At 63.6% G+C, this 20459-nt stretch carries 18 protein-coding genes; 15 read left to right on the top strand and 3 right to left on the bottom strand.

All coding sequences use genetic code 11. From position 1 onward, the window contains the following. Nucleotides 1–11: 11 nt before the first annotated feature. The 13 genes from IPK66_16895 to IPK66_16835 all read left to right on the top strand — a co-directional run bounded on the left by IPK66_16895 (nt 12) and on the right by IPK66_16835 (nt 13974). On the top strand, nt 12–491 hold the full coding sequence (locus IPK66_16895; GenBank protein MBK8176870.1) for an Rrf2 family transcriptional regulator: 480 nt from the start codon (nt 12–14) through the stop codon (nt 489–491). Nucleotides 492–520: 29 nt separating this feature from the next. Further along, a complete protein-coding gene (locus IPK66_16890) occupies nt 521–1693 on the top strand; it encodes a cysteine desulfurase (protein ID MBK8176869.1) in 1173 nt (390 codons plus the stop codon). Next, the gene (iscS, locus tag IPK66_16885; GenBank protein MBK8176868.1) at nt 1690–2949 is read left to right on the top strand and encodes an IscS subfamily cysteine desulfurase; all 1260 of its coding nucleotides are present in this window, start codon (nt 1690–1692) and stop codon (nt 2947–2949) included. The genes IPK66_16890 and iscS overlap by 4 nt, the downstream gene beginning before the upstream one ends. Before the next feature lie 70 nt (nt 2950–3019). Further along, nucleotides 3020–3439 (top strand): Fe-S cluster assembly scaffold IscU, encoded by a 420-nt coding sequence (gene iscU, locus IPK66_16880; GenBank protein MBK8176867.1) that lies wholly within the window; start codon nt 3020–3022, stop codon nt 3437–3439. A 35-nt stretch (nt 3440–3474) separates the two neighbouring features. After that, the gene (locus tag IPK66_16875) at nt 3475–3816 is read left to right on the top strand and encodes an iron-sulfur cluster assembly accessory protein (protein MBK8176866.1); all 342 of its coding nucleotides are present in this window, start codon (nt 3475–3477) and stop codon (nt 3814–3816) included. A gap of 119 nt (nt 3817–3935) precedes the next feature. Beyond that, nucleotides 3936–4559, top strand: coding sequence for a Fe-S protein assembly co-chaperone HscB (hscB, locus tag IPK66_16870; protein MBK8176865.1), 624 nt, complete (start codon nt 3936–3938; stop codon nt 4557–4559). Nucleotides 4560–4717: 158 nt separating this feature from the next. Then, nucleotides 4718–6652 carry a Fe-S protein assembly chaperone HscA gene (gene hscA, locus IPK66_16865; GenBank protein MBK8176864.1) on the top strand — a complete coding sequence of 645 codons (1935 nt, stop codon included), beginning with the start codon at nt 4718–4720 and terminating at the stop codon, nt 6650–6652. Nucleotides 6653–6678: 26 nt separating this feature from the next. Next, nucleotides 6679–7017 carry a ferredoxin family 2Fe-2S iron-sulfur cluster binding protein gene (locus IPK66_16860; GenBank protein ID MBK8176863.1) on the top strand — a complete coding sequence of 113 codons (339 nt, stop codon included), beginning with the start codon at nt 6679–6681 and terminating at the stop codon, nt 7015–7017. Nucleotides 7018–7052: 35 nt separating this feature from the next. Further along, nucleotides 7053–7247 carry a Fe-S cluster assembly protein IscX gene (iscX, locus tag IPK66_16855; GenBank protein MBK8176862.1) on the top strand — a complete coding sequence of 65 codons (195 nt, stop codon included), beginning with the start codon at nt 7053–7055 and terminating at the stop codon, nt 7245–7247. Between the two features lie 259 nt (nt 7248–7506). Beyond that, nucleotides 7507–8865, top strand: coding sequence for a mechanosensitive ion channel (locus tag IPK66_16850; GenBank protein MBK8176861.1), 1359 nt, complete (start codon nt 7507–7509; stop codon nt 8863–8865). Between the two features lie 262 nt (nt 8866–9127). Then, a complete protein-coding gene (locus IPK66_16845; GenBank protein ID MBK8176860.1) occupies nt 9128–10477 on the top strand; it encodes a dicarboxylate/amino acid:cation symporter in 1350 nt (449 codons plus the stop codon). A gap of 265 nt (nt 10478–10742) precedes the next feature. Further along, nucleotides 10743–12650: a sensor histidine kinase gene (locus IPK66_16840; protein MBK8176859.1), complete on the top strand. Its 1908-nt coding sequence runs from the start codon at nt 10743–10745 to the stop codon at nt 12648–12650. Continuing rightward, the gene (locus IPK66_16835; GenBank protein MBK8176858.1) at nt 12634–13974 is read left to right on the top strand and encodes a sigma-54-dependent Fis family transcriptional regulator; all 1341 of its coding nucleotides are present in this window, start codon (nt 12634–12636) and stop codon (nt 13972–13974) included. The genes IPK66_16840 and IPK66_16835 overlap by 17 nt, the downstream gene beginning before the upstream one ends. A 31-nt stretch (nt 13975–14005) precedes the next feature. On the opposite strand, the gene IPK66_16830 is transcribed toward IPK66_16835, so the two are convergent. The 3 genes from IPK66_16830 to IPK66_16820 all read right to left on the bottom strand — a co-directional run bounded on the left by IPK66_16830 (nt 14006) and on the right by IPK66_16820 (nt 18752). Continuing rightward, nucleotides 14006–15160: a hypothetical protein gene (locus IPK66_16830; GenBank protein MBK8176857.1), complete on the bottom strand. Its 1155-nt coding sequence runs from the start codon at nt 15158–15160 to the stop codon at nt 14006–14008. Between the two features lie 372 nt (nt 15161–15532). Beyond that, nucleotides 15533–15958, bottom strand: a complete 426-nt coding sequence (locus IPK66_16825; GenBank protein ID MBK8176856.1) for a response regulator — start codon at nt 15956–15958, stop codon at nt 15533–15535. Next, complete coding sequence (locus tag IPK66_16820; GenBank protein MBK8176855.1) at nt 15942–18752, bottom strand: transporter substrate-binding domain-containing protein; 2811 nt, start codon at nt 18750–18752, stop codon at nt 15942–15944. The genes IPK66_16825 and IPK66_16820 overlap by 17 nt, the downstream gene beginning before the upstream one ends. 366 nt (nt 18753–19118) lie before the next feature. Here IPK66_16820 and mnmA point away from each other — a divergent pair, with 366 nt between their 5' ends. After that, nucleotides 19119–20252, top strand: a complete 1134-nt coding sequence (gene mnmA / locus IPK66_16815) for a tRNA 2-thiouridine(34) synthase MnmA (protein MBK8176854.1) — start codon at nt 19119–19121, stop codon at nt 20250–20252. A 2-nt stretch (nt 20253–20254) separates the two neighbouring features. Further along, on the top strand, nt 20255–20449 hold the full coding sequence (locus IPK66_16810) for a hypothetical protein (GenBank protein MBK8176853.1): 195 nt from the start codon (nt 20255–20257) through the stop codon (nt 20447–20449). Nucleotides 20450–20459: the final 10 nt, after the last annotated feature.

The raw sequence follows: 20459 nt of genomic DNA, 5'->3' as shown, positions 1-20459 counted from the left end.
GGAGGCCGACGGTGAAATTGAGCACGAAGGGTCGGTACGCGGTGATGGCGATGGCCGATCTCGCCCACCACAGCAACGGCAGGCCGGTCGCACTCGCGGAAGTCGCCGATCGCCAGGAGATTTCCCTGTCCTATCTTGAGCAGCTTTTCGGGCGATTGCGGCGCGGTGGCCTGGTATCGAGCGTGCGCGGACCCGGCGGCGGCTACATGCTGGCGCGCGAGCCCTCGGAGATGCGTATCGCCGACATCATTCTTGCCGTCGATGAGCCGATCAAGGCGACGCGGTGTACCCCCGGTTCGCCCTCGGGCTGCCATTCGCATAAGGGCCGGTGCCTGACCCATGATCTGTGGGAGGAGCTCGGCAATCAGATTTATCTGTTCTTGAGTTCGGTCACCCTCGCCGACGTCTGCGAACGGCGGGTCTTGGGCAGCAGCCGGATGGTTTTCAGCGGCGGCGTGCGCACGGAACTCTCCGCTGCGGCGGCACGATAGACCGGACACAAGTGGAGTTTCGCACCGAGATGAGCTTTGGCATTTACCTCGATCACAACGCGACGACGCCGCTCCGCTGCGAGGCGGCCGTGGCGATGCGCGCGGCGATGGAAATGCTCGGCAATCCGTCTTCGGTGCATCGCCATGGCCGCAACGCCCGCCGGCTGATCGAAGACGCCCGCGCTACGATCGCGGGCAGCGTTGGAGCAGAACCGGCCGATGTCGTGTTCACCAGCGGCGGCACCGAATCGAATGCGCTGGCTCTGTGCGCGAGCGGTCGGCGGCGCCTCGTCGTCACGGCGATCGAGCACGCCTCGGTGCTTAGCGCCGGCGATAGCCCGGTGATCGTTCCCGTCGACGACGACGGGATTGTCGATCTTGTCGCGCTCGACGCTATCCTGGCGGAAAGCACCGAGCCGGCAGTGGTTTCGGTCATGCTTGCCAACAACGAGACGGGTGCGGTGCAACCGGTCGCAGCCGTTGGCGATATCGCGCATCGCTATGGAGCGCTATTCCACTGCGACGCGGCGCAGGCGGCCGGGAAGATCGCCATCGACATGCGCGTGATGGGCATCGACCTTCTGTCCTGGTCGGCGCACAAGCTCGGCGGCCCCGCCGGCATCGGCGCGCTCGCGATTGCGCCGGGTATTCCGGTCGCAGCGATGCTGCGGGGCGGTGGCCAGGAGCGTGGACGCCGTGCTGGAAGTGAAAACCTGATCGGAATTGTCGGATTTGCCGCGGCGACCGAGACTGCCGCCGGCAGCCAGGACGACGCGCGTCTCGCCGGTCTGCGCGAAGCCATCGAGCGGCGAATTCGCGGTGTGTGCCCATCGTCACGCGTCTTCGCTCAAGGCGTGCCGCGCTTGCCCAATACTACCTGCCTGACGATGCCGGGCGTGCCGGCTGAAACTCAGGTCATCGCCTTCGATCTCGCCGGCATATCGGTCAGCGCCGGCGCGGCGTGCGCGTCGGGAAAGGTCGGCGCCAGCCATGTGCTGCGAGCCATGGGTGTTGGCGAGGATCTTGCAAGGAGCGCGCTGCGAGTGAGCACCGGCTGGACCACGGTTGCAGACGACGTCGATCGGTTTTGCCAGGTCTGGACGAGCATTTACGCGCAAGTGAGCCGTCGGGAGAGCGTTTCGGCTGGGTCTGCGGCAACCGCTGCGCTGGATTGGGATCGTGTCGGAAAGGTGACAGAATGAACGAACTCGCCAGTTTTGCGACGCCAAAGAGTCGCCCCTCGAACGCTCAGGCGGCGATCTATCTCGACTATCAGGCAACGACGCCGACGGACCCGCGCGTGGTCGAGAAGATGCTGCCCTACTTCACCGAGGTCTTTGGCAATCCGCATTCGCGCAACCATTCGTTCGGCTGGCAAGCGGAAGAGGCCGTCGAGACCGCGCGCGCCCAGGTGGCGGCGATCATCGGCGCCAACGAAAAGGAGATCGTCTTCACCTCCGGCGCGACCGAATCGAATAACCTTGCGATCAAAGGGGTTGCTCGCTTCTACAAGGACAAGAAGCGCCACATCATCACCGAGGTGACCGAGCACAAGTGCGTGCTCGACAGCTGCCGCCATCTTGAGTTGGAAGGGTTTCGCGTCACCTACCTGCCGGTACAGCACAACGGTCTGGTCGACCTCGCTCAACTGCGCGAGGCGATTTCCGACGACACAGTGCTCGTCTCGATCATGGCGGTGAACAACGAGATCGGCGTCATCCAGCCGCTGGCCGAAATCGGCCGCCTCTGCCGCGAGAAGAAGGTGTTCTTCCATACCGACGCAGCGCAGGCGGTGGGCAAGATCCCACTCGATGTCGAGGCGATGAACATCGATCTGATGAGCATCTCCGGCCACAAGATCTACGGCCCGAAGGGGATCGGCGCGCTTTACGTTCGCCGCCGGCCGCGGGTGCGGCTCGAAGCGATCATCAGCGGTGGCGGGCAGGAACGCGGCATGCGCTCCGGTACGCTGGCAACGCCGCTGTGCGTCGGTCTCGGCGAAGCTTGCCGGATTGCCGGCGAGGAAATGGCCGCGGAGGCCGAACGCCTGCGTGCCCTGCGCGACCGGATGCTCGACGCGATCACCAGCCGGCTGCCGCAGGTCTACCTGAACGGCGATCTCGACCACCGCATTCCTGGCAATCTCAACATCAGCTTCGCCTTCGTCGAAGGCGAGGGCCTGATGATGGGGATCAAGGAACTGGCGGTTTCGTCCGGCTCGGCGTGTACGTCGGCCTCGCTTGAGCCGTCGTACGTCCTACGCGCGCTCGGTGTCGAGGAGGAACTCGCGCATACCAGCCTGCGTCTCGGCCTCGGGCGATTCACCACGCAGGCCGAGGTTGACCGTGCCGTCGAGCGTATCGTCGGCGAAGTCGAACGGCTGCGCAGCATCAGTCCCCTGTGGGAAATGGCCCAGGAGGGAATTGACATCAAGTCAATCAAATGGGCGGAACACTGAGGCACAACGGCCTGACACGCGGGATCAACAGCGGACAAAACCGTCTCGACGCACAGGAAGGAGAAACACGATGGCTTATAGTAACAAGGTAGTCGATCACTACGAAAACCCGCGTAATGTCGGCGCGATGGACAAGGACGCCACCGAGGTGGGAACCGGTCTCGTCGGCGCGCCGGCGTGCGGTGACGTTATGAAGCTGCAAATCAAGGTGAGCGCCGAGGGCATCATCGAGGACGCCAAGTTCAAGACCTTCGGATGCGGATCGGCGATCGCCTCATCGTCGCTGGTCACCGAGTGGGTTAAGGGCAAGTCGCTGGATGAAGCCGAATCGATCAAGAACACGGAAATCGCCAACCACTTGGCGTTGCCTCCGGTCAAGATCCACTGTTCGGTGCTGGCCGAGGACGCGATCAAGGCGGCGATCGCCGATTACAAGCGCAAGCGTTCGATGACCACGAGCAAAACCAGCGAGGACGAACAGGTCGCCTGAACCGCAGACCTAACCGGAGAACGGCAGAAATAATTATGGCGGAAAACCAGCAACCTATCAGCGTGACGCCGGCGGCGGTCGATCGCGTCAAAGCCCTGCTCGCCAGCCGCGGCAAACCATCGGTCGGCGTTCGCATCGGCATCCGGGCCCGCGGCTGTTCCGGGATGTCGTATACGCTCGAGTTCGCCGACGAACGCTCCGCGTTCGATGAGGTGGTGGAGACAGAGGGTGTGACCATCCTGATCGACCCCAAGGCGACGATGTTCATCCTCGGCACGGAGATGGACTTCGTCGAAGACAAGATGGAGTCCGGCTTCGTGTTTCGAAATCCGAATGAGAAGGGCCGCTGCGGCTGTGGCGAATCCTTCCACGTTTGATCGGCCGGCGTTCGGTCGAACCTTGGCGAGAGGACAAACGCTTTTGCGGGAAGGCGATGGAAATGGACGGCTCTGAACGCACCATGGGTGAGCGGATTGGCCTCATTGGCGCACCTACGATGGGGGCGGAATCGCCCGACACGCCAATGCTCGCATGCTGGTCCTGTCGCGGCCCCGCCAGCGTTCGGGAGATGTTCTGCCGGACCTGTGGTGCGGTTCAGCCGCCCGGGCAGATCGACCATTTCTCCCGATTGGGTCTGGACGCGGCGTTTGCCATCGATCCCGCGCTTATCGAGCGGCGCTATTTCGAGCAGCAGCGTCAGCTTCATCCCGACCGTTTCGCCACCCGGAGCCCGCGCGAGCGGGCCCTGTCTCAAAGCCAGGCGACAGCGATCAACGAAGCATACGAAACGCTGAAGGACCCCCTGCGTCGTGCGGGATATCTGCTGCAGACGCGGCATGCCGCGGACGGGAGCGCCGGTGTGACGCACGCCAACGATCCTGACCTGCTGCTCGAAGCCATGGAGCTGCGCGAGGCGTTAGAAGACGCGGGCACGCCCGAAGCGGTTCGCGCTTTGGCCCAGAGCGCTCGCGTCGATATCGAGCGGTGCGTCGCCAACGTCGCCGACGCCTTCGCCCGCAGCGACTTCGACGAAGCAGCCCGGCTGACCACCCGGCTGACCTACCTTCACAAACTCACCGACGACTGCCGGGCGCGCCTGCAAAGACGCGCGGGGCGCTAGAACGGCGATGCGCGGACGATGCCTTCGCCGCAACACCGCGCTCTTCTGACGATCGGCTGCGATCGGGCGTTCCCCTCTGCGGCTTTCCTTCCTCTGCCTTTCGCGTCAACGGCCTTGAGGTCCGCGCGCGTGGCCTCGAACATCCGGCATGAACGATGATCCAGCTTCTGAACATCTACGAGCCTGGCGCGACACCGCGACCGGACGACGAGGGCGGGTCGATCGCCGTCGGCATCGACCTTGGAACGACCAATTCCGTCATCGCGACCACCGTCGATGGCGACACCCGGGTTCTGCGGGACGAGGACGGCACGGCGCTGCTGCCCTCGATCGTGGCCTATGCGGCCGACGGTTCGGCCATCGTCGGTGAGATCGCCCGGCGCCTGATCCTCGACCGGCCCGAGGTCGTGGTGAGTTCGATCAAGCGCCTGATGGGCCGGGGCGCCGCTGACCTGAAGACCCTCGCCGGGTCCCTGCCCTACGAAATCGCTCCGGGCAGCACCGACTCGGGCGATGAGTCCGCCCGGATGGTCCGCGTCCTCGTCGCCGGCAACACGTTGACCCCGGTTGAAATCTCCGCCGACATCCTGCGCGCCCTCAAGCAGCGGGCGGAGGACATCCTCGGCGCCGAGGTCAAGCAGGCCGTCGTGACCGTGCCGGCGTACTTCGACGACGCGGCGCGCTCCGCGACGCGCGATGCAGCGCGCCTCGCCGGCCTTGAGGTGCTCCGCCTGGTCAACGAGCCGACGGCGGCCGCCCTCGCCTACGGCCTCGACAACCACGCCGAAGGCGTCTACGCCGTCTACGACCTCGGGGGCGGAACCTTCGACGTTTCCTTGCTCAACATGCAAAAGGGCGTCTTTCAGGTGCTGGCGACCGGGGGCGATTCGGCCCTCGGTGGCGATGACTTCGATCATGCGGTTGCCGAACATTTCCTTGCCGAGCGTCGTGCCCGCTTCGCCGACGATCACCTGTCCTCGTCGGCGGTCAAGCAGGCATTGATGACCGGACGCATCGCCAAGGAATGCCTCAGTAGCCAGAAATGGGGAGAGTGGGCGCTCGAGGTGAACGATGCCCACAGTTTGCACAAGCTCGACCGCGAGGCGCTGGAGCGGATCATCTCTCCTCTGGTCGAGCGGACGATCGATATCTGCGGCCATGTGCTCGACGACGCCGGGGTACTTCCCGAAGATGTCTGCGGTGTTGTGCTGGTCGGCGGCTCCACGCGGGTGCCGCTCGTCCGCCGTCGCATCGCCGAGATGTTTGGCCGCGAGCCGCTCGCCCATATCAATCCCGACGAGGTGGTGGCCGTGGGCGCGGCGTTGCAGGCGAACGCCCTGACCCGCGGATCGGACACCTTGCTGCTCGACGTCACGCCACTGTCGCTCGGAATCGAGACGATGGGCGGGATCGTCGAGAAGATCATCCCGCGCAATACCCCCATTCCCGTCGCCAAGGCGCAGGAGTTCACCACCTATCAGGACGGCCAGCAGGCGATGGCGGTGCACGTCGTCCAAGGTGAGCGCGAGCTTGTCGACGAGTGCCGTTCGCTGGCCCGGTTCGAACTGCGGGGAATCCCGCCGATGACCGCGGGAGCGGCGCGCATCCGGGTGATGTTTACCGTCGATGCCGATGGCCTGCTCACCGTCTCGGCTCGCGAACAGACCACGCGGGTCGAACAGGAGGTCGCGGTGAAGCCGTCCTACGGACTTGACGAGGACGAAATGGCCGCGATGCTTTATGAAGCTCTGCGGCACGGTGCCGACGATATGCAGCGCCGGCTTCTCGCCGAGTCCCGTGTCGATGCCCGGCGGGTGGTGGCGGCGGTGGCGTCAGCGCTCACCGCAGACGGCGATCTCTTGACGGACGAAGAGCAACGTGTCATCGGCAGCGCGATGCAGGCGGTCGAGATCGCCGTCGATGGCATGGATCGCGATGCAATAAGTGCCGCGGTTGCGGAACTGGATGCGGCGACCCACCCGTTCGCCGAGCGGCGGATGGATAGGGGAATTCGCGCGGCACTCAGTGGCCGCGACGTGCGGGAATTTGATCAGGCTGCCAATGACGACCGAAACATCGGCGGGCAGCCCTGAGGGTCTTAAACGAGGGAAGACTGTGCATGCCGAAGATGGTTTTCGTATCGGCCGATGGCAAGACACGCAGCGAGGTCGAGGCCCCACTCGGCCTTTCGGTGCTGGAGATCGCTCATCGCAACGACATTGATCTCGAAGGCGCCTGCGAGGGGTCGCTCGCCTGCTCTACCTGTCACGTCATCGTCGATCCCGATTGGTACGATCGTCTTGGCGAGCCGAGCGAGGAGGAGGAGGACATGCTCGATCTTGCCTTCGGGTTGACCCATACGTCCCGCCTCGGCTGTCAGATCCGCATGACGACGGAACTGGACGGACTGACGGTCACCCTGCCGTCCGCAACCCGCAATATGATGGTCGACCGCTAATCTTTCGCCGCCGGAGAGGAGACGCCCACATGCGCCTGCGCTGGTCCGACGTGAACGATATCGCAATCGCGTTGGAGGAGGAGCACCCTGACGCCGACGTGGTCAATCTGCGCTTTACCGATCTTTGGCAGTGGATCCAGAACCTTTCCGATTTCGATGACGATCCGCTGCGCTCCAACGAAAAGATCCTCGAATCCATCCAGATGGCGTGGCTCGACGAACGCACGTAGGCCACCTGTCCACGCGGCGTGCAAAAGTCGCCCGCAAACGCGCGCCCGAGCGGCATTGCAAGCCGACGCAAGCTGAGTTCCGGGCGGATAACCTTTTCGCCGACGTCATCCTCAGCGAAGCCGCCCCCCGATCGTTCGTGGCGCGGCGGGTTTTGCCGTGCGGCGATTTGCGCTCGACGGCAGACACTGTAAGCTTCTGATCGCTGCGCGCGCGGGCACTGCCGCGCCCCCAGGCGCGTCGCGGTTGATGGAGGCACGCGTGACCACGCCGTTCGATCAGCCCACATTCGAGGCGGGATTCGCGACGGCGCGCGGGTGGTTTCTCGCCCAGGTCGCAACAACCGGCGCGCTGGTGCAGATGGCCATCATCGCCCTTGCGGTGATTGTCGCCCTGCTCGCCGCCCCTCGTGTCCGCGGCTGGATCCGGACATGGCACCGGCGGTTCGACAGCGATAGCCGCCTCGGCCAGAAGACGAACGTCGTCGTCCGCCGCCTGACCATCGCGCTCATCCCGTTGATCGTTCCGATCCTCATGCTGCCGCTGCTCGCGGCAGCGCTCGCCACCGCCCGCACCGCCGGCTGGCCGGCACAGCATCTCAACCTCGCAACCAGCCTCTTGGGCGCGTGGGTGGTGATCCGGCTGACATCGAGCGTCCTGCGCGACCGGATGCGAGAACGCCTGATCGCCGGCGTCGTGTGGGTGCTCGCCGCCCTCAATATCTTCGGCTTGCTGGGTGATACGTTCGACACGCTTGGGCGGATTTCCTTCACCATCGGCAGCCTGCATCTTTCCCCGATCACCATCGTCACTGGACTTGTCTGGCTGGCGGGACTGCTCTGGCTCGCCTCATGGTCGGCGCGGCAGATTGAAGACCGCTTATTATCGATCTCCGGACTCGCCGCCTCGACACAGGTGCTCTTCGCCCGGTTGATCAAGGTGATGCTGATCATCGGCGCGGTGTTCATCGCGCTCGGCACGATCGGCATCGATTTGACCGCGCTTGCCGTATTTACCGGGGCCCTCGGCGTCGGAATCGGTTTCGGCCTGCAGGCGATCTTCAACAATTTCGTCGCCGGCCTGATCTTGCTGTCCGAGCGGAGTCTCAAGGTCGGTGACTTCGTCGACCTTGATCACGGCCATCTCGCCGGCACCGTCCGCAAGATCAGCGTGCGCAACACCATCATCACCACCCCCGACAACATCGACGTCGCCGTGCCAAACTCCGAATTCGTCAACGGCCGGGTGACCAACTGGACGATGCTCGACGCCCACGCGCGCATCCACGTGCCCTTCGGCGTCGCCTACGGCATCGACGTAGAGACTGTCCGTGCCGTCGTGTTCGAGGCGGCCGAGCAGGTTCCATTCACACTTCAGGGCGACGACAACCGCAAGCTCCTGCTCTGGCTGGTGAAATTCGGCGAATACCGGCTTGAGTTCGAACTCGTCGTCTGGTTGACGACCGAGGGTATCCATCGGCCGGCCGGCGCCCGTGCCGCGTACTGCCTCGCCATCTACAATGCCCTGCGCAAGCACGGTATCGAGATGCCGTTTCCCCAGCGCGATCTCCACATCAAGAGCGCCATTCCTCTTCACGTCGACCGCGGCGACCCGCTCTGACCGAGGACGACCGGCTGGGCGCGGGCGCCGGCGGTCGCGTGCGGAAACCCGCACGACCCAACGGGCGAGCGTGCGAACTTTCGCGCACGGCTGCGGTTTGAACGACCGACCGCAGCGGTATTCTTAAGTGTATTCAGATTGTTACGGTTTTTTGGACACTACCGCGGTCATGGCACGCGTCGTGCGTTTATCTATTCGAAAACAGATCGTGCCGCCGGCCAAAGGTCGAACGCAGGTAATCGATCACATTAAGGGAGACGTCATGACCACAGTGCCCGCCGCCCGGCCAACGCCGGAAAATAAACCGCGCCTCTACAAAAGCCTTTATTTCCAAGTCATCTGCGCAATCATGCTTGGCGTACTTCTGGGTCACTTTTACCCGGAGATCGGCGCTAAGATGAAACCGTTTGGCGATGCGTTCATTAAGCTCATCAAAATGGTCATCGCGCCGATTATCTTTCTGACCGTCGTGCATGGCATTGCCAGCATGGAAGACATGAAGAAGGTCGGACGCGTCGGCTTCAAGGCACTTATTTACTTCGAGGTGTTGACCACCCTGGCGTTGATCGTCGGCCTCATCGTCATCAACGTCTGGCAGCCAGGCACCGGAATGAATGTCGATCCCGCGTCGCTCGACACCCAGGCGATCGCCGCCTACACCGCCAAGGCCAGCCAGCAATCCACCGTCGATTTCTTCCTGCACATCATACCGAGTACCGTGATCGGTGCCTTCGCCGAGGGCGAAATCCTTCAAGTCCTGCTGTTTTCCGTGCTGTTCGCGTTTGCTTTGCACATGCTGGGCGAGCGCGGCAAGCCGGTTCTCACGCTGATCGACAACCTTTCGAACATCATGTTCGCCATCGTCGGCATCATCATGCGCGTGGCGCCAATCGGCGCGTTTGGCGCGATGGCATTCACCATTGGCAAGTACGGGATCGGCACCCTCGTCTCGCTCGGCGAGCTGATGGCTGCGTTCTATACCACCTGCCTGATCTTCATCTTCGTCGTGCTCGGAACGATCGCCCGGATCTGCGGCTTCAGCATCTTCAAGTTCATTCGCTACATCAAAGAAGAGCTGCTGATCGTGCTCGGTACCTCGTCGTCGGAATCGGTGCTGCCGCGGATGATGGCGAAGATGGAAAACCTCGGCGTCAGCCGCTCGGTATCCGGCCTCGTCATCCCCACCGGCTATTCCTTCAACCTCGACGGAACCTGCATCTACCTGACCATGGCGGCAATGTTCCTCGCCCAGGCGACCAACATCGATCTTTCCCTGGGTCAGGAGCTGGCGATCATCGGCATCCTGCTGCTGACGTCGAAGGGCGCCGCCGGCGTCACCGGTTCGGGTTTCATCGTCCTCGCCTCGACGCTCGCCGCCGTCGGCCATATCCCGGTCGCCAGCATCGCGCTGATCCTCGGCGTCGACCGCTTCATGTCGGAAGCTCGCGCCTTAACCAACCTTGTCGGCAACGGCATCGCCACCATCGTCGTCGCCAAATGGGAAAATGCCCTCGACAGCGACCGCATGCGCCGTCTCCTCGATCATGAAACCACGGCGGAAGCGAACCAGCCCGAATTGGTTCATGCGGCGATTAAAGAGTCAGGAGTCTGAGTAGCCGCCGCCGCGAAACCGTCAAACGTACAGGTCGACGCGGCGGCGGGCAGCCTCTTTCCGCAACACATCTCGCCGGCAGTCCCCTTCCCCTGTCGATCGAGGTGTCGATCTGCCGCCGGCCCCCCAAGCCGGCGGCAGTTTTTTCCTTGGAGATCCGATGCTTTTCGCTCCTCGCGCACATCCCGTCTGTGGTCAGCGAAACTTCCCCGCGTTACTCTCAACCGGAGCGAGACCGCGCTCGGAGGATATTGGTGCGCTGCTGATGGGGCCGTCATTTTCTCGTTCGTTTTCTTATCGTCAATCGATCCTGTGGATTGCCAGCGCTGCTCTGCTCGTCATTGCCGTGCTCCTCGCCGGACGGCTGGTGGAAAGCGCCCAAATCGGCCAGCTCACTGACGATGGCGCTGCCCGCACCGAACACTACGCGCGCCTGCTTAACGGGGAACTTTCGAAGTACAATTACCTGCCGGAGATCGTTCAGCTCAATCCGCAGGTCCTCGCGCTCATGCGCTCGCCGCCTGTCCCGGGCCAAGTCGATCGCGTCAACCGTTACCTCGATGCGGTCAACGACGCGGCGGGCTCGGCGGCGCTCTACCTCGTCGACCAGCGTGGCCAGGTCCTTGCCGCCAGCAACTGGGCGAAACCGACCAGCTTCGTCGGAATCGATCTTTCCTATCGGCCGTACGTCCGCGACGGGCTGCAGGCCGGCGCCGCCGAATTCTACGGCGTCGGCACCACCAGCGGCGAGGCTGGCTACTATTTCGCCCGTGCGATCGACGCCGACGGCGTCCGGCTCGGCGTCGCCGTCGTCAAGGTGGCGCTCGACGGGGTGAAAAATCCCTTCGGCTGGGGTACGGACCCGGCGATGGTTGTCGACGAATATGGCGTCGTTATTCTCTCTTCCGTGCCCGGTTGGCAGTTCCACACCTTGCATGAACTCGCGCCTGACGTCCTCGCCGTCGTGCGGGCGAACCGCAAATATGCGCACGTCGAGCTCCATCCCCTCGGGCTCAGGGTCGAACAGCCAGTCGCCGACGGAATCGACGTCATCTCGCTTCCTGAAGAGTCCGGCGGCCACCGCCTGCGCATGCTGGCGCAGGAGGCCAGCCTTGGCCACTCGGACTGGAAGATCGTCGTTCTCTCCGAGCTGACCGATGTCCGGCTGCTGACCCGCGCGGCACAGGCAGTCACCGCGCTCGGCCTCGGCTCGCTGCTACTGGGAAGCCTCTATCTCTCGGCACGACGCCGTGCAATCCGCATCCGCCTCGCCGCCAAGGAAGCGTTGGAGCGCGCGAACCAGGAACTCGAGCGCAAGGTTCTGGAGCGCACGCGCGACCTGACCTGCGTGAACGTGCGCCTTCGCGACGAGGTTGCCGAACGCGAGCGGGCGGAACAGGTCCTGCGCGAGACGCAGGACGAATTGGTCCATGCCGGCAAGCTTGCCGTGATCGGTCAGATGGCGGCGGGCATGACCCACGAACTCAATCAACCGGTGGCGGCCCTGCGCACTCTGGCCGATAACGCCTTGCTCCTGCTCGAGCGTAACAAACCCCAGTCCGTTCGCGCCAATCTCGAGATGATCGTCCGGACCGTCGAGCGCATGGCCAAGATCACCGGTCAGCTCAAGGGATTTGCCCGCAAGGGCGAAGGCCGCCCCGGTCTCGCTGCCATCGGCGTTTGCCTCGAACATGCTCTTGCTCTGGTCGAAAATCGTCTGTCTCGCCAGCAGATCGAGGTCGTCTGCGATGCGATTCCGTCCGCGGTAATGGTGCTGTGCGATCCTGGCCGGCTGGAGCAGGTTCTGGTCAACCTTTTGACCAATGCCCTGGATGCGCTGGGGGAGACGCCACGCGGCCGAATAGAGATTACCGTGACGCGAGCCGAGGCGAAGGCCGAGACCCGACAAGACGGCAACCACCGGATCACCATCGCGGTCAGCGATAATGGTCCCGGCATTCCCGCCGCCGTCCTGCCCCGATTGTTCGAGCCTTTTTTCACCACCAAGGCCGCCGGCGTCGGCCTCGGTCTCGGCCTGACCATTTCGGAAGGAATCGTCCGCCAGTGCGGCGGCAGCCTTTTGGCCGAGAACCGCCCATCCGGTGGCGCGCGCGTCGTCATCGAACTCGCCGAGACCGTCCGGGAAGAGGCGAGCATTGAACAACCCGCTTAGAGTCATCCTCATCGAGGACGATCCGGCTGTACGCTTTGGCGTCGTGCAGGCGCTCGAACTCGCGGATCTTACCGTCGAGCAGTTCGAGTCCGCCGATGCGGCCTTCCCGCATATCCACCCGCACCTGCCGGGCGTGATCGTCTCGGACGTGCGCATGCGCGGCATGAGCGGGCTCGAATTGCTTGACCGCGCGATCGCGATCGACGCCGACTTGCCGGTCATCCTTGTCACCGGACACGGCGATATCGCGATGGCGGTTCAGGCGATGCGGCGGGGGGCTTACGACTTTCTCGAGAAACCGTTTGCCTCCGAGCGCCTGGTCAGCACCGTCCAGCGTGCGCTGGAGAAACGCTCGCTGACTTTCGAGGTGCAAGATCTGCGACGCAAGCTCGACGACCGGGAGGGGATCGGCAGTGTGCTGGTCGGCGCCTCGCCGGAAATGGAGCGCATCCGGCGGACGATCCTGGGGCTGGCCGAAGCGGTCCCGGATGTATTGATCTGTGGCGAGACCGGGAGCGGCAAGGAACTCGTCGCGCAGTGCCTTCACCGCTTTTCCCGCCGCCGCGACGCAAATTTCGTCGCGCTGAACTGCGGCGGCCTGCCGGAGACGACGATCGACAGCGAGCTGTTCGGCCACGAGGTCGGCGCTTTCACCGGCGCGGTCAAGCGGCGTGTCGGTAAGATGGAGCATGCCGCCGGAGGGACCGTCTTTCTCGACGAGATCGAATCCATGCCCCTGGTGATTCAGGTCAAGATGCTTCGCGCGATCCAGGAACGCAGCGTCGAGCGCCTCGGCTCCAACGTCGTCATCGACGTCGACGTCCGCTTTATCGCCGCAACCAAAGTCGATCTCGAAGAGTTGAGCGACGACGGCAGGTTTCGCCGCGATCTTTATTACCGCGTCAACGTCGTGCGGATCGATCTGCCGCCGCTGCGCGAACGGCGAGACGACATTCCACTGCTGTTCGAGCATTTCGTGCTGCAGGCGGCCACGCGCTACTGCCGCCAAGCCCCAGTCGTTTCATCCGAAATGACGCGAAAGCTGATCGCCCACCCCTGGCCGGGAAACATCCGCGAGTTGCGCAACGTCGCCGACCGCTACGTTCTTGGCGTCCTTGGCCGGCCATTCGCCGGCGATGACGAAATCGAGCCACCGCGAAGCCTGGCCGATCAGGTCGACGCATTCGAGCGCATGCTACTCGTCGAGCAGCTTCGCCGCGACCAGGGCAACGTCACCGCGGCGAGCGAAGCGCTCGCCCTGCCCAAGAAGACTCTCTACGACAAGATCAAGAAGCACGGCATCCCGCTCGACGGCTTTCGCTGAAGCCCGATGCCGATGGTGGCGGAATACGTCGCTACACCGTCGTCGCCCGCCATTGCGCGGACTGGCGCCGACGCTCGAGGAATGCCAGCGCCTGATCCTGTCCGTGCGTCAAAAGCTTGCGCAGGAAGGCCGGATTGCGGTCGAACTTCGACGCGTGGTCCAGCCGGCCGGAGACGGCGGGCGCCATGACGATCGGCTCGGGCAGCACCACGGGTTTGTAGCGCCGCAACAAGCCGGCGAGCGGCGAGGTTTCGAATTGCGCCAGTGCCTCGGCGCTGGTCGCACCGAGAGCCGTGCCCGTCGCGATGAAGGCTTCGGCGAGTTGATTGATTGAGCGCGCCCGCGAGAGTTCCGTCTGCAACGATTGGTTGGCGCCCATTTCGTTGCGCCGGTCGGAGATGTCGAGCAGTGTCCGCGGCTCGCTGTCCCGCGCCTCGGGATTGATGCGGATCAGCCAGATTTCGTCCGGCTTGTCCTCAACGCCCCCCTCGCCGAGGTCGAAAAAATCGCTGATAGGCGGATTTTGCGAATAAAGGCCGTCCCAATAGACGCCAGCATAACGGCCAGAGCCGATGACCGTGGCGCGCGCCAACTCCGGCAGCGAACCGGAGGCGACCACGGCATCGACGCTGAAATCCGGATTGGTGCCGCGAAAGACGACGAAATTGCCGCTCAGCACTTCTGCCGCACCGATGAGCAGCTCGCGGCGCGACCGGTCCCTCGCCACCAGCGCCGGGATGGTGGAAAAGTCGACGAACGCCTCGATGATCGTGCGCAGCCCCGTCTGGGCATCGAACCACACGCGCAGCGGCTCCTGCGCTGATCGCGGTATCAGGCTGAGAAGTCGATCGGCGGTATAGGGGCTGACCTCGGTCATCGTCGGTAGCCGCAGCGCCGCCACGGCCGCGGCATTCGCCAATCGGTCGGCGACCAGTTGAGCCGCGCCCCCACGCGGAAAGCCGTCCTGCCAGAAGTGTTCCAGTCGATCGATCGCAGCCGGACCTCCGTCGAGAAGAAGTCCGTACCAGGCGAGGAGCGCACCGATCGCGCCGCCCGACGTTCCACTCAGCGCGACGATCTCGAAATCCTGATGCGCGAGTTGTTCTTTGATCAGGGCGGCGAGAGCGCCGGCCGTAAACGCCGTGTGGGTACCCCCACCCTGGCAGCCGATGGCGATCCGTCGCATTCGCGCTCCTCTTTTTATCGTGATTCCGTCCGTCTCATGCGGTCCGCATCTCTTTATCGTCCCCCTGCGTCTTGCAGGAGGCGGACGACGACGCCGCGACGCATTCAACGTCAAACGGCGGCAACCGGCAACCTTCGTTCCGACGAAAGGGAAAAGGCGGCGGAGATAGCCGCTCTGTCGCGCCCGAGCGGCACCTTTGACCGCTGCCGCCGCCGCGACGCCGGGGTCGACGCAGACGTTTGAAATTAAGGCCTTAAGCCAATGGCTTGGGTGGTTTTCAGCCTTGCCCATCTGTCCTTGAGCGGCGTTCGCGGACGTGGCTCCGGGATGTCGCTTGAGAGCGCCCGCGCACGCCAGGCACGTGGCGTCGGATCAAGGGAGCCTGACGATGGTGAACCAGAAATGCTCAACCGAACGGACGATCGATTGGAACGTCTCGATACCGACCGGCTTGGTCACGTAACAGTTCGCGCCAAGATCATAGCTCTTGATGATGTCCTGCTCGGCGTCCGACGATGTGAGAACGACCACGGGTATTCGCCGGAGCGTCTCACGCCCGCGGATCTCGGCAAGCAAATGCGCGCCGTCGATTTTCGGAAGGTTGAGGTCAAGCAGGATCAGCTCCGGTATTTCCGCGTTTTCGTACGGAGGCTCTTGCAGCAGATAGGCGAGGGCCAGGGCGCCGTCGGCGAGGACCGTAATATCGATTCGGAGTTTGCTCATGGCGAGCGTCTCCGTGGTTAGAAAGGCGTCCGCCTCGTTGTCCTCGACGAGAAGAACGTTAATCGGTCTCAGCATGGTCGTCCCTCGCCGCCTGTAGCGTAAAATGGAAGGTTGTGCCGACATCGAGCTCGGACTCGACCCAAACCCGACCACCGTGGCGTTCGACAATGCGCTTGGCGATGGCAAGCCCGATGCCGCTTCCCTCGAATTTGCCGCGCTCGTTCAAGCGCTGGAACATCTGAAAGATCCGCTCGGCATAGCGCATGTCCATGCCGATCCCGTTATCCGCGATGATGAAGTGCCAGTGTCCTCCGTTGGGCTCCGCGCTCACGTTGACCTTCGGTGGCGCCTTCGAGCGGAACTTGATCGCATTGCCAATCACATTCTGAAAAAGCTGAGCCAGCTGGATCTCGTCGGCAAGGACAACCGGAAGCGGTCCATGGTCGATCTGGGCGCCGGTCTCGCTGATCACCCTGCGCAGCGATCTCAACACACGATTGAGAACGAACCCGGATGAGACCGGCTCAAGCGGCTTGGCCTCGGATCCCACCCGGGAATAAGCCAGAAGATCGGCGATGAGCCGCTGCATCTGCCGGGCGCCCTCGCAGGCGTAGTGGATGTACTTGTCCGCCCGCTCGTCGAGCTTACCCTGATAGCGCTGTGCCAGCAGTTCGGTGAAGTTAGCGACCGCGCGCAGCGGTTCCTGGAGGTCATGAGATGCCACATAGGCGAACTGCTCGAGCTCGGCATTGCTGCGGTGAAGATCCTCATCCCGGCGCTTTTGTTCACTGATGTCGCGCATGATGGCCGCAGCGCCAACGATCTCGCCGCCAGCAGCGTGCAACGGCGACAACGAAATGGAGACGTCAACCTCGCTGCCGTCACGCCGTCGACGTTTGGTCTCATAATGGGCGACGTGTTCCGCGCGCCTTATCCGCGCCAAGAGCTCTGCCTCTTCGGATACCTGCAATTCCGGCAGAATCAGAAAGATCGGCTGCCCGATCGCCTCGGCGGCCGAATAGCCGAAGAGTCGTTCAGCGGCAGGGTTCCAACTGGTGATGATGCTCTCGAGTGTCTTGCTGATGATGGCGTCGTCCGACGATTCCACGATCGCGGCGAGGCGGCCCTCGCTTTCGCGCAGCGCCCCGGCCGCCGCCAGCCGGGCGCGGTGCAGACGATCGACGCGTACGGCGCTCCACAGCACACTGGTGGCAAGCAGCGTGATGGTCGACAGGGTGAACAGCGCCAGGCAAAATTGCGTGCCGTAGAGTTCGGCTCTCCGGCCGGCATCGACCAGCATCGCCAGCAGCACCGGGCCAAAGACGACCACAGGCAGCAACATGCGCGCAGAGGCGGCACCCGGTCTGTCGCGAAGGAGCGTTGAGATCCATCCCACACCCGGGCGCAAGGCCAGTACTCCCGCGAACAGCACGGTCAGGCCTAACGCCGTGTTGAGGGCGAGCTCCCGAAAAAACGGCACATTGAGCAGCGCGGCGATATCGATCGCATAGCCGAGGAGCGGCGTTCCTGTCCACATGAGTCCCAAGGTGCCCAAGGTCAGAAAGGCCGCGCGCATCGGCGCGCCCCGACGGCTTGACAGACGATGTGCGAGCAGAAGCGCCGCACCGAGGAGTATGAAGGCAACGCTGGTGGCCTGGGATGGCCTGCCGGGATACGGGTACGGTGCCGGCTGGCTGCGCAGGCTTTCAGAGAAGAGCCATATGTCAGCCCCAAAGTTGATCCCCGTCGTGTACTCGATAAGGGCGTGCAACCCGATGATCAGGACACCCCCCGAGAAGGTCAGGAATAGCGTGGCTGCAAGCTTGCCCGGAGCTGTTGCCGCCAGCAGTGCGGCTCCACCGAGCGCGATGGCGGTGGCGGTCCACGGCTGCATGGCCACCAGACCGGGCAGCACGTTCTTGAGCATGGCGGCATCGAATGCCCATCCGAGCAGCACGACGACGCCAAGCGCCAGCGCCGTAAGACCGCACCCGCGCGCCACCCGTGCACCGATGTCTTCGTCGCTTGGTGGACCGAGCGGGACCGTTCCGAGCACGTCCTCGTCCAATCGGCGATCCCTGGCCGCGACGGAGAGCGTCTGCCAGATCAGCATCGCGAGCAAAAGGAGAGCCAGAGACGCCCCGGCAATCCACGTTGCCCGCGCGGGTGTCCAGAACGGTGGTAGATCGGCATACCATCGAGTGAGACTCTCCCGATATTCGGTCGTATTCATAAAATCGTCGACAGCCAGATCCAGCCGGTGCTGCAGATCGGGCAGGTCTTTGCGCACGGCAATGGCACGCCTCGCCTCAGTCAGAGGCTCGTCAATGACCTTAATCCGATCGTCTATTCGCGCTCGCTGAGCCAGCTTCAACACCGAATTTTCGAAGGAGACGAGGGCATCGATGTCTCCGGCCATAAGGCCGAACAGCGCATCCTGCAGGCGAGGATAGGAGACGAGGCGCGATTCGAGTCCGCGCTGCTTGAGGAGTTCCTCCGAAATTCCGCTCGAGATCACGCCGATGCTTCGGTCGGCGAGATCGGCCCAGCTACGGATGTTCTCGGTATCGAGCCGAACGAACAAGGCGGTGGGTAACGTTAATAATGCGCGCGTGAACAGCATGCGCCGTTCACGCTCCCGGGTAATCGTCACGAGGGGAATGACGTCAATGTCGCCGTGATCCAACGCCGCGAAGACCTCGGCCAAGGTCTCGAACGGGCGATAGCTCACGCTCAGCCCGGCATGCCTCGCCACCGCATCCATCATCTGGATCGCGAAGTCGTCGGATCGCCCATTTGGGTCAACTGTATACTCAGGGTAGAAATTTTTTAATGTTCCAACAATTATAACATGTCTTTCTGCCTCCACCGCACCTCCGGATCCGCTGGCGAAAAGCAGGCAGGACCCCATGGCGAGGAGAATAAGCTTGACCAGGCAGCGCGATCGGCCCATTCCAAACTCCAGCGGGAATAGCTAGGTCCACATAGACGCGATCAACCTAACAGGAACTACGTCCTATATCACCCCTTAACTGCCCCAAACGAGGGGTTTATGGCATTTTTTGCAGCAGCCTGGATTTCCTCCGCAAGAGCAGTCCGCGCAGATTTTTGCCAGCGGCCGTCGATAGGACCCGGATCACGATGGCGGTTCGATCGTTCGCATGTGGGCTTGCGCAAATGAAATCGGCCAAACGTGGATGCTGTCGGCCGGTCGCGGGCGGGATATAGTCAGGGCATGATTTCTCTTCCGCCCCAGGCGCTCCCGGCGGCGAGCCGGATCGTCGTCGCCATGTCCGGCGGTGTCGACAGCGCGGTGACTGCGGCGCTTCTGGCTGAGGCCGGCCACAGTGTCATCGGCGTCACTTTGCAGCTCTATGATCACGGTCAGGCCGTCGCCCGTCCGGGAAGCTGCTGCGCTGGTCAGGACATTTATGACGCCCGCCGCGTCGCTGATCGTCTCGGCATCCCCCACTACGTCCTCGACTACGAGCAGCGATTTCGCGCCGCCGTCATCGACGACTTCGCCGACAGCTACGTCGCCGGTGAAACGCCGATTCCCTGCGTGCGCTGTAACCAGCGGATTAAGTTTGAAGATTTGCTGCAAACGGCTCGCGATCTCGGCGCCGACGCCCTTGCCACCGGTCACTACGCCATCCACCGCCACGGCAGCGATGGCCCATCGCTGCACCGCGCCACCGATGCCAGCCGGGACCAGAGCTATTTCCTGTTTGCGACGACCCGCGCCCAGCTCGACTTCCTACGCTTTCCCCTCGGTGATCTGCCAAAGGACGAAACACGCGCGATCGCCCGCCGCCTGCAGTTGCCCGTCGCCGAGAAACAGGACAGCCAGGACATCTGCTTCGTGCCGTCCGGTGACTACGCGCGCCTGATTGAGCGGCTGCGTCCCGAGGCTCATCGCCCGGGCGAGATTGTCGATCTTAATGGCAACGTTCTTGGCCGGCACGCCGGCATCGCCCATTTCACCGTCGGCCAGCGGCGGGGTATCGGCATTGCCGCTGACCATCCGCTCTACGTCGTCCGCCTTGATGCTACCGCCGCCCGCGTCGTCGTCGGCCCACGCACCGCCCTGCTGCAGGATCGGGTGTTCGTCCGCGAGGTCAACTGGCTCGGCTCCGAGCCGCTGCCCGTCGACAACCTGGCCGTCGAAGTGAAACTGCGCTCGACCATGGCCGCGGTTCCCGCCCGCGTCAGCATCGATGGCGCGGGAAATGCCACGGTCATGCTCGACCAGCCGCAGGCGGCCATCGCCCCAGGGCAGGCGTGCGTTCTTTACCGCGAGCGACGCGTCCTGGGCGGCGGCTGGATCACGGCCGAGCGGCCAATCGCCGGCGTTCCCTGTTCCGATTGAGATTGAGTCTCAGAGCCGATGGCGGCACGGCGATGCTGCCGCCGCGGTGCCGGGGCGGCACCGGCAGGTTGCGCCAGTCGTTCGATTTCGTCGTCGGCAAGCTCGGCAAGAGAGAAGATCGCCTGCGCCCAGTCGGCAGCGTCGTCCCATTGATGCGCGAACAGCAAGCGGCGCATTGCCTTGAGGCTGATCGTTGAGGGAGCCATG

This window comes from Rhodospirillales bacterium, from assembly GCA_016712595.1.
Taxonomy (GTDB): domain Bacteria; phylum Pseudomonadota; class Alphaproteobacteria; order Rhodospirillales; family Defluviicoccaceae; genus Defluviicoccus.
Note: the sequence above shows the minus strand (reverse complement) of the source record. Positions and strands in the feature narration are given on the sequence as shown.

What these genes read in the sequence shown, in the direction of transcription:
- IPK66_16890 (MBK8176869.1), top strand. Translation starts at nt 521, where the DNA reads ATGAGCTTTGGCATTTACCTCGATCACAACGCGACGACGCCGCTCCGC.
- iscS (MBK8176868.1), top strand. Translation starts at nt 1,690, where the DNA reads ATGAACGAACTCGCCAGTTTTGCGACGCCAAAGAGTCGCCCCTCGAAC.
- iscU (MBK8176867.1), top strand. Translation starts at nt 3,020, where the DNA reads ATGGCTTATAGTAACAAGGTAGTCGATCACTACGAAAACCCGCGTAAT.
- IPK66_16875 (MBK8176866.1), top strand. Translation starts at nt 3,475, where the DNA reads ATGGCGGAAAACCAGCAACCTATCAGCGTGACGCCGGCGGCGGTCGAT.
- hscB (MBK8176865.1), top strand. Translation starts at nt 3,936, where the DNA reads ATGGGGGCGGAATCGCCCGACACGCCAATGCTCGCATGCTGGTCCTGT.
- IPK66_16860 (MBK8176863.1), top strand. Translation starts at nt 6,679, where the DNA reads ATGCCGAAGATGGTTTTCGTATCGGCCGATGGCAAGACACGCAGCGAG.
- IPK66_16845 (MBK8176860.1), top strand. Translation starts at nt 9,128, where the DNA reads ATGACCACAGTGCCCGCCGCCCGGCCAACGCCGGAAAATAAACCGCGC.
- IPK66_16840 (MBK8176859.1), top strand. Translation starts at nt 10,743, where the DNA reads ATGGGGCCGTCATTTTCTCGTTCGTTTTCTTATCGTCAATCGATCCTG.
- IPK66_16830 (MBK8176857.1), bottom strand. Translation starts at nt 15,160, where the DNA reads ATGCGACGGATCGCCATCGGCTGCCAGGGTGGGGGTACCCACACGGCG.
- IPK66_16825 (MBK8176856.1), bottom strand. Translation starts at nt 15,958, where the DNA reads ATGCTGAGACCGATTAACGTTCTTCTCGTCGAGGACAACGAGGCGGAC.
- mnmA (MBK8176854.1), top strand. Translation starts at nt 19,119, where the DNA reads ATGATTTCTCTTCCGCCCCAGGCGCTCCCGGCGGCGAGCCGGATCGTC.